Origin of the sequence: Rhodopseudomonas sp. BAL398, assembly GCF_033001325.1 — a bacterium.
Taxonomy (GTDB): domain Bacteria; phylum Pseudomonadota; class Alphaproteobacteria; order Rhizobiales; family Xanthobacteraceae; genus JARJEH01.
Window position 1 is genome coordinate 5,863,803 of record NZ_CP133111.1, and the last position, 12,522, is coordinate 5,876,324.

Annotated in this window: 13 protein-coding genes; 7 read left to right on the plus strand and 6 right to left on the minus strand. The window is 64.8% G+C overall.

Going from position 1 to position 12,522, the window contains the following annotated elements:
* Nucleotides 1-74 precede the first annotated feature (74 nt).
* From RBJ75_RS27575 to RBJ75_RS27585, 3 genes are all read right to left on the minus strand, one after another.
* The gene (locus RBJ75_RS27575; RefSeq protein ID WP_080901136.1) at nucleotides 75-1,334 is read right to left on the minus strand and encodes a CaiB/BaiF CoA transferase family protein; all 1,260 of its coding nucleotides are present in this window, start codon (nucleotides 1,332-1,334) and stop codon (nucleotides 75-77) included.
* Nucleotides 1,335-1,470: 136 nt separating this feature from the next.
* Entirely contained in the window at nucleotides 1,471-2,142 is a 672-nt protein-coding gene (locus tag RBJ75_RS27580; protein WP_044414602.1) for a response regulator transcription factor, read from the minus strand.
* A gap of 27 nt (nucleotides 2,143-2,169) precedes the next feature.
* Complete coding sequence (locus tag RBJ75_RS27585) at nucleotides 2,170-4,458, minus strand: GAF domain-containing protein (protein WP_234707472.1); 2,289 nt, start codon at nucleotides 4,456-4,458, stop codon at nucleotides 2,170-2,172.
* A 390-nt stretch (nucleotides 4,459-4,848) separates the two neighbouring features.
* Here RBJ75_RS27585 and pufB point away from each other — a divergent pair, with 390 nt between their 5' ends.
* The 7 genes from pufB (at nucleotide 4,849) to RBJ75_RS27620 (ending at nucleotide 10,066) form a co-directional block, all read left to right on the plus strand.
* Nucleotides 4,849-5,004 (plus strand): light-harvesting antenna LH1, beta subunit, encoded by a 156-nt coding sequence (pufB, locus tag RBJ75_RS27590; protein WP_276156357.1) that lies wholly within the window; start codon nucleotides 4,849-4,851, stop codon nucleotides 5,002-5,004.
* A 12-nt stretch (nucleotides 5,005-5,016) separates the two neighbouring features.
* Nucleotides 5,017-5,205 (plus strand): light-harvesting protein, encoded by a 189-nt coding sequence (locus tag RBJ75_RS27595; protein WP_044407992.1) that lies wholly within the window; start codon nucleotides 5,017-5,019, stop codon nucleotides 5,203-5,205.
* Between the two features lie 222 nt (nucleotides 5,206-5,427).
* Entirely contained in the window at nucleotides 5,428-6,852 is a 1,425-nt protein-coding gene (locus RBJ75_RS27600; RefSeq protein WP_276156358.1) for a PucC family protein, read from the plus strand.
* Nucleotides 6,853-6,870: 18 nt separating this feature from the next.
* A complete protein-coding gene (locus tag RBJ75_RS27605) occupies nucleotides 6,871-7,539 on the plus strand; it encodes a hypothetical protein (RefSeq protein ID WP_044407983.1) in 669 nt (222 codons plus the stop codon).
* A gap of 9 nt (nucleotides 7,540-7,548) precedes the next feature.
* A complete protein-coding gene (locus tag RBJ75_RS27610; protein ID WP_276156359.1) occupies nucleotides 7,549-7,842 on the plus strand; it encodes a hypothetical protein in 294 nt (97 codons plus the stop codon).
* A 137-nt stretch (nucleotides 7,843-7,979) separates the two neighbouring features.
* On the plus strand, nucleotides 7,980-9,491 hold the full coding sequence (locus tag RBJ75_RS27615; RefSeq protein ID WP_276156360.1) for a flavin-containing monooxygenase: 1,512 nt from the start codon (nucleotides 7,980-7,982) through the stop codon (nucleotides 9,489-9,491).
* 137 nt (nucleotides 9,492-9,628) lie between these two features.
* Nucleotides 9,629-10,066, plus strand: a complete 438-nt coding sequence (locus tag RBJ75_RS27620; RefSeq protein WP_044418969.1) for a hypothetical protein — start codon at nucleotides 9,629-9,631, stop codon at nucleotides 10,064-10,066.
* 97 nt (nucleotides 10,067-10,163) lie between these two features.
* Here RBJ75_RS27620 and RBJ75_RS27625 read toward each other — a convergent pair whose 3' ends face one another.
* The 3 genes from RBJ75_RS27625 to RBJ75_RS27635 all read right to left on the minus strand — a co-directional run bounded on the left by RBJ75_RS27625 (nucleotide 10,164) and on the right by RBJ75_RS27635 (nucleotide 12,468).
* The gene (locus tag RBJ75_RS27625; RefSeq protein ID WP_276156361.1) at nucleotides 10,164-10,613 is read right to left on the minus strand and encodes a DUF2383 domain-containing protein; all 450 of its coding nucleotides are present in this window, start codon (nucleotides 10,611-10,613) and stop codon (nucleotides 10,164-10,166) included.
* Nucleotides 10,614-10,744: 131 nt separating this feature from the next.
* Entirely contained in the window at nucleotides 10,745-11,971 is a 1,227-nt protein-coding gene (locus RBJ75_RS27630; RefSeq protein WP_173427344.1) for a Coenzyme F420 hydrogenase/dehydrogenase, beta subunit C-terminal domain, read from the minus strand.
* Nucleotides 11,971-12,468 carry a DUF427 domain-containing protein gene (locus RBJ75_RS27635; RefSeq protein ID WP_044409838.1) on the minus strand — a complete coding sequence of 166 codons (498 nt, stop codon included), beginning with the start codon at nucleotides 12,466-12,468 and terminating at the stop codon, nucleotides 11,971-11,973. The genes RBJ75_RS27630 and RBJ75_RS27635 overlap by 1 nt, the downstream gene beginning before the upstream one ends.
* Between the last annotated feature and the right edge of the window lie 54 nt (nucleotides 12,469-12,522).

The following is a 12,522-nucleotide window of genomic DNA, read 5'->3' on the forward strand; positions in this document are numbered from 1 at the left end:
CCCCGGCCCTCTCCCCATGGGAGAGGGAGCGCGCTGCCTGTGGGGCGGCGCATTGCATAAACGGGTTGCGTTGGCTACGCGCCGCCCGAAAATTTGGCGATCTCGCCGTCCGAATAGCCGGCCTGCTGGAGCAGCATCACGGTGTGTTGGCCGAGCGAGGCCACGCGCGGGCCGGCGCTGGTGTCGGCGCCCGACATCCGGAACGGCAGGTTCAGCACCTTGAAACTGCCGCCGTCGTCGCTGACCTCGGCCAGCGCTTGGCGGTGCGCGATCTGCGGGTCGGCCATCGCCTCGGCGACGCTGCGATAGGCCGAGCAGGGCACGCCGAACCGGTTCAACTCGGCCAGACATTGCTGCGTGCTGAGCGTGCGCGACCAGGTCTCGATCCCGGTCATGAAATCCTCCCAATTGTCGCGGCGGTCGGCGTAGTTGGCGTAGCGCGGGTCGGTGATCCATTCCGGATGCCCGGAGGCCAGCACGAAATCGGCAAACGTCTTTTCGCTCGCCACTGCGACCATCACATAGCCGTCCGCGGTTTCCATCGGCCCGAACAGCGGACGGCTGGGCATCGTCACCGGAAATTGCGCCCACTGCATTTCGTTCAGCGTCAGCGACAGCATCGATTCCAGCATCGAGACGTCGATGTGCTGGCCTTCGCCGGTATTGGCGCGCTGATACAGCGCCGACGCCACCGCCCCATACGCATAGGCGCCGGTCACCACATCGGCCAGATAGATGCCGCAATAATCCGGCCGGTGGCGTCCGGGTTGATAGGCCAGATGCGCCATGTCGTAGCCGGAGGCGGCATGGATCACCGGCGCATAGGCCGGCAATTCCGAGGACGGGCCGGTCTGGCCGTAGCCGGAGATCGAGCAATAGATCAGCTTCGGATTGAACCCGCGCAGCGTCGGATAGTCGAGCTGCAAACGCTGCATCACGCCGGGCCGAAAATTCTCGACCACGATGTCGGCGTCGGCGACCAGCCGGCGCACCGCGTCGCGGCCATGCGGCGATTTCAGATCGAGCACGAGGCTCTTCTTGCCGACATTGAGCTGGCCGAACGCGGTGCTGAAACCGTCGCGCAGCGGCGGCCGGGCCCGCATCGTCTCGCCCTCGGCGGTTTCGATCTTGATGACCTCGGCGCCCATGTCGGCGAGCATCCGGGCGCAGTGCGGCCCCGCGATGGTAGTGGAAAAATCCAGCACGCGCAGGCCCGCGAAAGCCTTTGTCGCCGAAGATTTGGCCGAAGAGGCGGTCGCCGAAGCACAGGTCGAGGCTGTCAGGTGCGACGCCGTCTCGGCGGACAATCGTGGCGGTCGCGGCTCGGCGCTCATGGTGGATTTCCCCCAGGGCCGCCGGGGCAGGCGCGCGCGACATCGCGCGGCGGCAGCGTTCCGGAGGCAGCATTTCTTGTTGTGGGGGAAGCTAGCGGTTCGGTAGGCCTCGATCAAACGCTTAATCGCTCGCGCGCTATGGGTCGGAGAGCCAGCCCATGCTGAGCGCGAAGCGGACCACTTCGACGCGGTTATGGAAGCCCAGCTTCGCCATGCCGCGCGCCTTGTAGGTCTCGACGCTCTTCGATCCGATCTGCAATTTGGCCGCGATGGTCTTATTGCTGTGGCCGACCGCGGCCAGCCGCAGCACCTCGATTTCCCGCGTGCTGAGTTCGGCGACCGCGTTGCTGTGGTCGCTGCTGTGAAGATGCGGGGCGGCGCGGCCGATGGCGCGGCCGGCGATCGCCGGATCGAGATAGAGGCCACCGGCGCCGACTGCGTGGATGCCGCGGATCAGCTCCTCGGTGGCCGAGCGTTTTAGCACATAGCCGGCGACGCCGAGATCGAGCAGCTGCTTCAGATAGGCGCCGTCCTCATGCACGGTCAGCACCAGCACCCGGCATTCCGGGCAGGCAGCGAGAAATTTCCGCGCCACCTCGATGCCGTTCAGGCCGGGCATAGACAGGTCGAGCACGGCGACGTCGGGGCGCAATTCGACGGCGCGGCGCAGCGCGCTGGGGCCGTCGCTGGCCTCGCCGACCATTTCGAGTCCGGCATCGCCGGCGACCAGCGCCTTCATGCCGCTGAGTACCACCGGATGATCGTCGGCGAGGAACACCCGCAGGCGGGAGGCTGCTTCCTGATCCATCGATTGTCGTTCCAGTCGTGTCATGCGTTACAACGGAATGCGAGCGAACAGAGCGGTGCCCTTGCCGGGCGCCGATTCGATTTCGAGCGAGCCGCCGACCAGCGACAGCCGCTCGCGGATCCCGAGCAGGCCCAGCCGCTCCGGCAGCTTGGTGTCGGGGTTGGGGCCGGCAAAGCCGCGGCCGTCGTCCTCGACGATCATCGTCACCTGCTGCTCCGCCAGCCGCAGGATCACCCCGACATGGCGGGCCTCGGCGTGGCGCACGATGTTGGTCAGCGCCTCCTGCAGCACGCGGTACAAGGTGGTTTCGATCGGCGCCGGCAGGCGGCGTTCGCCGAGCGTCAAATGCAGGTCGAACCGGACCCCGGCCTTCTGGCTCCAGGAATCGAGCAAATGCTGGATCGCGGTCTGGATGCCGAGATCGTCCAGCGCGGTCGGACGGATCTCCCAGGCCAGCCGGTTGACCTCGCGGCCGATATCGACGGTCAGACTCTTGATGCCGGCGATGCGCTGGCGCATCTCGTCGCTGCCGGGCGTGGCTTGGCCGATGCTCTCGATGCCGAGATGCAGCAGGGTGAGCGATTGGCCGAGCGTGTCGTGCAATTCGCGGGCGATCCGCAACCGCTCAGCTTCCTGGTCTTCCACGGTGCGCCGCAGCACCTGCGACAGGTCGGCCTCGACCGATGCGCGCCGTTTGGTTTCCTGGTCCAGCGTTCGCGCCACATCCTGCGATTGCCGCAAGCCCCGTTCGAGCTGGCGCATCAGCTGCTCCTGCAGCAGCCGCGCCGATTTGCGTTCGCGGGCGATCTGTTCGATCCGCCGCAGCACCACGTCCAGCAGCGACAGCCGCAGCCGATGCGCCGCCTCGATTTCCGACTCGCGCCAGGGCCGCGCGTGCAGCCGCACCGATTGCTGCCACGCCGCCAAGCCGTGCCGCTCGAGCCGTTCGGCGCCGGGGCTGGCCGGCTTGGTCGGTTGCCCGGCCCAGCTCACGCTCCGGATCGCTTCGGGCCGGAACCAGAGCAGGTAGTCGCGCGGCGTCTTCGAGATTGACAGTGCCAGCAGGCCGCAGGCTCGGTCGGCGTAAGCGGCGGCGGGCGGATAGATCAGCGGCAGGCAATCGCTTTGAAACACGCCGTCATTGGCGCTGGCGCCGAGCCAGCCGATCAGCGCCTCGACCTGGTCGGCGCTCGGCGTGACGCCGAGGGCGGTGAACTGCCCGTCGATCCACAGCCCGACGCCGGCCGCCGGAATGAAGTCGAGCAGATTGGGGTGAAACCGGATCAATCCCTCGGCCAGGTCGGATTCCTGGCTCATCCGGGTCACCAGCTCCTCGTGAATCCGGGTGCTGCGCAGCCGGGCCTCGTATTGCTCCGCCGCGATCCTGGCTTCCAGCTGCGACGACATCAGCTCGGCGAACATGTCGCAAGCCTCGCGCAGCCGATAGGGCAGATAGCGCGGCGCGCCGTGGTGGCAGGCGATCAGGCCCCAGAATTGGCCGTGTTGCACGATCGGCAGCGACATCGACGCCACCACGCCGAGAGCGGCGAGAGTGTCGCGATGCGCCGGCGAGACGCCGCGGATCACGCTGTGGCTGAGATCGAGCGGCGTGCCGTCGCGCGGATGCAGCGCCGGAATGATCGGCGCCGCGGCGTGGCGCGCGTCGGGAATCGCCCGAAGCCCGTTGATCCGATCCAGCGCGCGGCCGTGTTGGGAGATCTGGGATGCCGGGTAGCGCAGCCCGCGCAAGGAATCGACGCCGTCGCCCAGCGCCTCGGCTGTCACCTCGCCGCTGCCGTCGGCCAGGACGCGACAGATCAGCACCCGGTCGAAACCGGTGACGGCGCGCAGCTCGGCGGCGACGGCGTCGCACAACGCTTGGACGGTGTCGGCACGCCGAACCCGGCGGATCATCAACTGCACCAGCGCCAGCGCATTGTCCGGCGCCGCTTCGCGCTGCGGCTCGAACTCCAGCACCAGCAAGCCCGACGCCTGGTGGGCGATGACGTCGACGCTGGTGGCGTCCGGGGCGGTGAGGGTGAAGGCGTGCAGCGGGCGGGCGATGTCGCGATCGCCCGACAGCAGCGCGCGCAGCCGCGCGACCCGGATGCGGTCGATCGCCGGAATGGCGGTTGCGGTCTGGCCCAGCAGTGCGGCCGGCGGGGCCCCCAGCAATCCGGCGGTGTCGCCGCCGGCATGGACGATGCGCAGATCGACCGGGTCCAGCGCCAGCAGGGCGCCGTGCGGCTGGACCGCCGCGGGCGGGTGAATCGGTGCGCGGCCGCAGCCCGTCGGCTCCGGCGCGGGTGCGTTCACAACTCTGAGTTCTGACGATTTGTCAAGAGCCGATCGCATCACATCTAACTCAATTTTCCGTGTCCGGGAGTCGGCGGACCGGTTTGAGAATGTCCGGTATGACACGGACAGTCAGCAGTGTCATGTTAAATTGACAAAGATGTGTGTCAGGCTAGTCTTACAATCACTCGGAAGTGATAGGGGGCTTTGGGCCATCTGTCTGGACGGGTCTGGAAAGGCTTCCGCCTGGTCCATCGTCTCGACATCGCGTGATTTGTGGTCGGGCGCGGAGGGGTGAGGAAGCGACAACACGATGCTGAGACCAACGAACATCCGTTCGACGTAGCAGCGCATCACACCTACGTGCGGGTTCAGCACGACACTGATCGTAAGTCTCTTAGGAGGTTTGTTATGGTTGACGATCCGAACAAGGTCTGGCCGACTGGTCTGACAATCGCGGAATCGGAAGAGCTCCACAAGCATGTGATCGACGGCACCCGCGTCTTTGGCGCGATTGCGATCGTCGCTCACTTCCTGGCGTATGTTTATTCGCCCTGGCTGCATTAAGGAGTATCGACAATGAATCAAGGTAGAATCTGGACCGTGGTCAAGCCGACCGTTGGTCTCCCCCTGCTGCTCGGCAGCGTTACCGTGATCGCAATTCTCGTTCACTACGCGCTGATCTCGCACACCACCTGGTTCCCGAAGTACTGGAACGGCAAGACCGCCTCGATCGAGAGCTCGGTCATCACGCCCTCCATCGTCTGATACGGCTCATCAAGAGCTATGGTGGCTGGACCGGGATCCACGGGTCCCGGTCGCTTGCTTTGCGGCCGGCTTGCTTTGGAGTCGACCCGCTTTGGGCCGAAGCGCGGGCGATGACGGCGGCCAGCCGTCGATCTTACGCCACGATGTCGTGGCGCTGTTTCCAGTTTGAGATCGGGGCGGGCGATGCTGTCGCCGGGCCTGCGTCAGATGGAATGCTCAACGATGAACCCAGTCAGCCGAAAAGTCATGCAGGTATGGGCTGAGCTCGGCCCGCGGTTTTTGCCGTTCGCCGATGCCGCGACGCCGGATCTACCGCTGTCCAGGCTGCTGCGTCTGTCGCTGTTTCAAGTCTCGGTCGGCATGTCGCTGGTGCTGCTGGTCGGCACGCTGAACCGGGTGATGATCGTCGAGCTCAACGTTCCGGCTTCGATCGTCGGCATCATGGTGTCGCTGCCGCTGCTGTTTGCGCCGTTCCGGGCGCTGATCGGCTTTCGCTCCGACATCCACAAATCGGCGCTGGGCTGGCGCCGGGTGCCGTTTCTCTACAAGGGGACGATGGTGCAGTTCGGCGGCTTGGCGATCCTGCCATTCGCGCTGCTGGTGTTGTCCGGCAGCGGCGATGCCGGCCACGCGCCGGCCTGGATCGGCCAGGCCGCGGCCGCGCTGGCCTTCCTGCTGATCGGTGCCGGCGTGCACACCACCCAGACCGTCGGGCTGGCGCTGGCGACCGATCTGGCGACGCCGGAATCCAGGCCGAAAGTCGTCGGCCTGATGTACACCATGCTGATGTTCGGCATGATCGCCAGCGCGATCATTTTCGGCATGCTGCTCGCGGAATTCTCGCCGGGGCGACTGATCCAGGTGATCCAGGGCTCGGCCGTGGTGACGATCGTGCTCAACGGCATCGCGGTTTGGAAACAGGAATCCCGCGGCCAGGCCCGACAGGCGGCCATCAAGGAGATCAGCACAAGTTTCCGTAAATCCTGGAACGTGTTCATCAGCGGCGACAACGCGATGCGGCGGCTGGTGGCGGTCGGGCTCGGCACCATGGCGTTCAGCATGGAGGACGTGCTGCTTGAACCTTACGGCGGCCAGATCCTGCATCTCAGCGTCGGCGACACCACCAAGCTGACCGCGGCGCTGGCGATCGGCGGGCTGCTCGGCTTCGGCCTTGCCTCACGCGTGTTGAGCCGCGGCGCCGATCCGTTCCGGATGGCGAGCGCCGGCGCGCTGGTCGGCATCCCGGCATTTCTGTGCGTGATCCTGGCGGCGAGCCTGTCGGCGACGCTGCACCCGGCCTTGCTGTTCGGCACCGGCACGCTGCTGATCGGTTTCGGTGCCGGCCTGTTCGGCCACGGCACGCTGACTGCGACCATGAATGCGGCGCCGAAGGATCAGGCGGGTCTCGCGCTCGGCGCCTGGGGCGCAGTGCAGGCCTCGGCCGCGGGCGCGGCGATCGCGCTCGGCGGCATCCTTCGCGATGTCGTGAGCGCATTCGCGCCGACAAATGCCTGGGGGGCGGCCGCGGGCTACAACTTTGTCTATTGCCTCGAACTGCTGCTGCTTCTCGCGACGCTCGTGACGATGGTCCCCCTGATCCGACGGCGGGACACTTTATTGATGCAGGGCCAACCGAGCAGGTCCTGAGACTGAAACGGAGTAAACATGACCCAGACCATTACCCGGTTGTACGATTCCAGCAGGCAGGTCGCCGCTCTTGAAGCCGACCTGAAGAAGAGCAATTTCAAATACAACGTCGTCAGCGCCGTGCAGTCGGGCAAGACCGGCTCGGTCGATGACATCGTGGCGGCGCTGACCCGGGCTTACGTGCCGCGCTCTGAAGCCAGGGTCTATGCCGAGCCCGTCAAGAAGGGCGGCGTCGTGGTCGCGGTGCTGGCGGAGTTCGGCTTCGCCGCCAAGGCGGCGGAGATCCTCGATCGCTACAGCCCGAACCAGATCAGCGTGCCGCAGAGCGGACCCGCCGCGGTCGAACTGAGCGAGGCGACCCCGTTCTCCAATATCCTGCACGCCCCGGTGCTGCTGGATAGTTCGGGCCCCTACAAATCCTATTCGGGCGACATGCTGCTGACCGACAGCGACAAGTTCTTTTCCGGCACGCCGCTGCTGGCCAACACCTCCGGCCCCTACAAGTCGTTCTCCGGCGTGCCGTTGCTGCTCGACAGCAGCGGCCCCTACAAGTCGTTTTCGGGCACGCCTTTGCTGCTCGAATCCAAAGGCCCGTATAAATCTTATTCGGGCGAGCCATTGTTGATGAACAATCCGACACCGTTGTCGACCTGGCTGGGTCTGCCAGTCCTGTCGTCCAGAGCATAGGATCCCAAAATGAGCACCGAAACCTACCAGTCATATTCCGGCACCCCGCTGATTCTGGAACAGGAGGGCGAGTACAAGTCGATGTCCGGCACGCCGCTGATCCTGCAGCAGGAGGGCGAGTACAAGTCGATGTCTGGCACGCCGCTGATCCTGCAGCAGGAAGGCGAGTACAAGTCGATGTCCGGCACGCCGCTGATCCTGGAGCAGAAGGGCGAGTACAAGTCGATGTCCGGCACGCCGTTGATCCTGGAGCAGAAGGGCGAGTACCAGTCGTTCTCGGGCCTGCCGCTGCTTCTCAAGTAAAGCCTTGCCTTCACCACAACGCCGCGGGTCGCGATGCCCGCGGCGTTTTGCTGCCTGGAACCGAAAAAGCGCTGGGCAAAGCCGGACCCGCGGGCCACAATGCCGGCAACAGATAAAAAAAGACGAGGAAACCGCCCGTGCTCGATACCGTTTCCGCTGCCGCCAGGTCGGCCGCCCATCCGCAAGCCATTGAACATTTCGACGTGCTGATCGCCGGCGCTGGCATTTCGGGAATAGGCGGCGCCTATCACCTGACCACGCAACGCCCCGGCACCAGCTTCGTCGTGCTCGAAGCCCAGCACAGTTTTGGCGGTACCTGGCTGACCCATCGCTATCCCGGGATTCGCTCCGACAGCGACCTCTACACTTTCGGCTATCGTTTCAAGCCGTGGACCGGCAAGCCGATCGCGACCGCGGCCGAGATTCGCGCCTATATGGGCGAGGTGATCGACGACAATGATCTGGCTCGCCACATCAGATATGGCCACCGCATCGTGGCGGCGCGCTGGTCGAGCGCGGACAATCGCTGGAGCATCGAGGCGGTCCGCACCGACAGCGGGGAATCGGTGCGTATCACTGCGAATTTTCTCTGGATGTGCCAGGGCTATTATCGCCACACCGAAGGTTACACGCCGAACTGGCCCGGCATGTCGGAGTTCAAAGGCCGCATCGTCCATCCGCAGACCTGGCCGGATGATCTCGATTATGCCGGCAAGAAGGTGGTGGTGATCGGCTCCGGCGCCACCGCGGCGACAGTGGTGCCGGCGATCGCACCGAGCTGCGACCATGTCACCGTATTGCAGCGCTCGCCGACCTATTTCATTCCCGGCCGCAACAAGATCGAGCTTGCCGATACGCTGCGCGAATTGGGCGTCAACGAGGACTGGATCCACGAGATCGTGCGCCGCAAAATCCTGTTCGATCAGGCGACGTTTACCAAGCGCGCGGTCGGCGAGCCCGAACTGGTGAAACAGGAATTGCTGGCCGGCGTTCGCGCTCATCTCGGGCCTGACTACGATCTCGATCCGCATTTCATGCCGAGCTACCGGCCGTGGCGGCAGCGTATCGCCTTCGTCCCCGATGGCGATCTGTTCAAGGGCATCGCCTCCGGCAAGGCCTCGGTGGTGACCGACGAGATCGAACGCTTCACCGCGACCGGCATCGCGCTGAAATCCGGCGCGGCGCTCGAGGCCGACATCATCGTCACCGCCACCGGCTTCAACCTCAACGTGCTCGGCGACATCGAATTTTCGATCGACGGCAAGCTGCTGGATTTCGCCGACACCGTCACCTATCGCGGCATGATGTTCACCGGCGTTCCCAACATGGTTTGGGTGTTCGGCTATTTCCGCGCCAGCTGGACCCTGCGCGCCGATCTGGTGGCTGACTTCGTCTGCCGGCTGCTCGGCCACATGGAACGCAACGGCGCCGCCAGGGTCGTGCCGCAATTGCGACCGCAGGACCAGGACATGCCGCTACTACCCTGGATCGATCCGGAAAACTTCAATCCGGGCTATCTGATGCGCGGGATGCATCTGCTGCCCAAGCGCGGCGACAAGCCGGAATGGCAGCATAGTCAGGACTATTGGAGCGAGAAAGACGAATTCCCGTGTATCGATCTCGACGATCCTGCCTTCGTCTACGAATGAGGCCCCGCGACTAAGCCGGCGCCGCGGCGCGCGGATTGTTCCGCGCCGCGGCGTCGCGTTCGGGGTCGGAACCAAATTAGCTGTCCTCCGTTTCGTCCACCAGTGACAACCGAGCTTTACATTGGCAGGAGGACTACATGGACGGAAACCATCCGATTAGTTGGCTTATGTTCTTCACGCTGGCCGCTGGCGTCGTCATCGTCGGCCTGGCATTCATCAACTTCATACGCTCGCGATCCAACCGTGAAATTGCCGCGGAGACGTTGGAAGGCCGCGGCACCGGGCGAGGCGCCGCCGCGGATGGCGCCCTGCCGGAACTGGGGGGCCTCGCCGTCTTCGCCCTGATCGCGATGGGCCTTTTGGCGCTGGGCAATAATGCCAGGTCGAACAGCGAAACCGCGCAGATCGCCACGCCGGCTGCCAGCTCGACGACGACGACCGGGACTGGAACCGGGGCGGCTTCGCCCACCACCCAGACCGTGCCGCGGATCTACAATCGTGACGGTGCTGCGGCTCCGACCGCGTCAGATACCGGTATCGGCGCGGCCAATGGATCGACCGGACAGCCGAAGTAATTCAGACAAGAGTCATCCGGCTCATCATGCCGGACACGAAATCGGGGGCTCAAGGCCCCCGATTTTTTTGCCGTCTTTGCGGTCCTGGTTCGCGCGATCATGATGCAGCTTTGTAGCTCGCGTCTTGCTGCTGCATCAGCGCGATCTTCTGCTCGATCTTGCCGCGCTGCGCGCTCAGCATGCTGGCGATCGCGGGCGATCCGGCGGTGACTTTCAGCGCGTCGTCATATTTGGCGACGTTGCGTTTTTCGCCATCGATCAGGCCCGGCAACACGCTGCCGTCGAGGCCGTTGAACAGCGAGCGGACATTCATGATGGTGCGGTGAACCAGGCTCATGAACGAGCCATCCTCATCCGCGGTTTCGCCGGCATTGATCAGCGCGCCGCCGAGTTCTTCGGCATTGGAATCGTGCAGCGCGATCATGTCGCGGAACAGCGGCGTCATGCCCTTGCCCTCAGCGTCCTCGAGAGCTTCCTCATAGCCGCTACGCGCATCGATCGCGCTGGTGTGCAGCGTCTTCAAATGATCCAGAATATCCTTGTCCAAGATAACCTCCAGTGATCGGGTCAGGCGCGCCGCGCGTCGATGTCATCACCGACGCCAGCGGCCGCGACCATAACCATCCAGGAGAATGCTGGTTCCTATGCGCGCATGCTGATAGAGCGAAGACGGCGGTATTACTTGGTTCGTTCACCGTCTTTCGGCTCGACTCCGTATGGAGTTACCAGCGCCCAGACATGAGCGGGGATCATGTTCTTCATCCGCTGTGGATATTGCCGACGCAGATGCAGCACGGTTTCCACTGCTTTCATTTCGACCCGGGCGCGGGCGAATTCCAGCCCGCGCGGCCCGACCTTCGGCATCAGCCAGCCCATCAGCGGACGCAGCCAGTTCGGCATGCCGCGCACTGGCAGGCCGCCGGCGGCGAGTTCGACATTCTTCAGAAAGCCCTTCACCGGGCCGGCGCGCTTGCCGGCGCTGCCGGGCTCGCTCAACTTCACTTCGTCGCCGAGCAGATCGAGCAATTCCTCGCCGCGCGTATTGCGTACCAGCAGCCATTGCTCGCCCTGGCCACCCATATAGCCGACCGTGATATCGGCCAGCGAATTCGTGTAGTCGACGCAGGTGCGGCAGGTCATCGGAAAGAAATCCGGCGGCAGCTTCGAGATCGGCAGCTTGAGGAAGGGAATCTCCTTCACCGCGCCGTCGGCAAAGCGCAGCTCGACATGATAATCGGCGCGGAATTCCAGATAGGTGATGGTGTCGGGCTGGTCCGACAGCAGATCGAGAAAGCCGTGAAAATTTTCGGTGGTGGTGTTGTCGGAGCAGGGCGTGCCGATCACATAGAGCCGCTCGAAGCCGAGCTGTCGTTCCAGCGCCCGCAGCGCGTGGATCTGGCAGGGAATCCCGATCACCGCGAGCCGCTTATAGCCGGCGGCCAGCGCCGGTTCGAGCAGCGCCAGCGACGGCGCGTAGCCCATCCGCATGCCGCGGCATTGCGCCATGCCCTCGGGCTTGGTCACCAGCACCGGCATCGGCTTCCATTTGTCGCCCGGGTCCGGCGCCATGGTCAGCACCGCGTCGACCGCTCCGGTCTCCAGCAGCCGCTCGGCGATCCGCGTGGTGATGCCGGTCCATTGCGCGTTTTCGCGCGGCGTTTTCATCGCGGCGCGCACCATGCGGCGGAACGGGCCGAAAAATTCCTCGTCAGGCCGTGCGGGATCGCGGGTGCGGCCATGGACGCGGCGCTCCATCGCCGGATAGTCCGGCTTGATGAACTGGCAGGCGTGGCCGCATTGCTTTGGATCGCTCATCCGCGACACGCCGCAATCGGTGCACAGCTCGCGCGGCGCGGCGGCGTTGACAGGCGGTGCCCAGAGCGGCGCTGGTGAATCGTCGCGCATCACCATCCGCGTGTCCCCGCGCCGCCCTTGAAGGGGCCGACGATTTTCGTGGTGATCCAGCCGCCGTAGAAATCACCTTGCTGCGGCTGCACCCGCTCGTCGCCGACGAAACAATCATCGACTCGCGAGGCGTAGAAGGCGAGGTGGCCGGCGATTGCCGCGAAAGCCGGTGTTGGTGTCGGATAGCTCCAGGCGGCGTTGTCCGACCGTCGCTCGCCGACTTCCAGCGACCAATATTTGGCGTGGCCCTTGAATTCGCACCAGGACTGCCCCGGCGCGGGCCGCAGTGCCGCGGTGCGGATATCGGCCGGCGGAATATAATAGACCGGCGGATGACTGGTTTCGAGCACGCGAAATCCTGACACGCTATCGGCGATGGTCTCGCCATTGAACACCACGCGCAACCGCTGCGCGACCGGTTCCAGGCGCGGCGGGCGTGGATAATCCCACACCGATTCCTGGCCTTGCGCGGGGATGTCGGGCTTCGGTCCGAACATGGTCCCTCTTTGTAGGAAGCGGCGGGGTCGCTCGCCATTCGTCAAAAGTCAGAT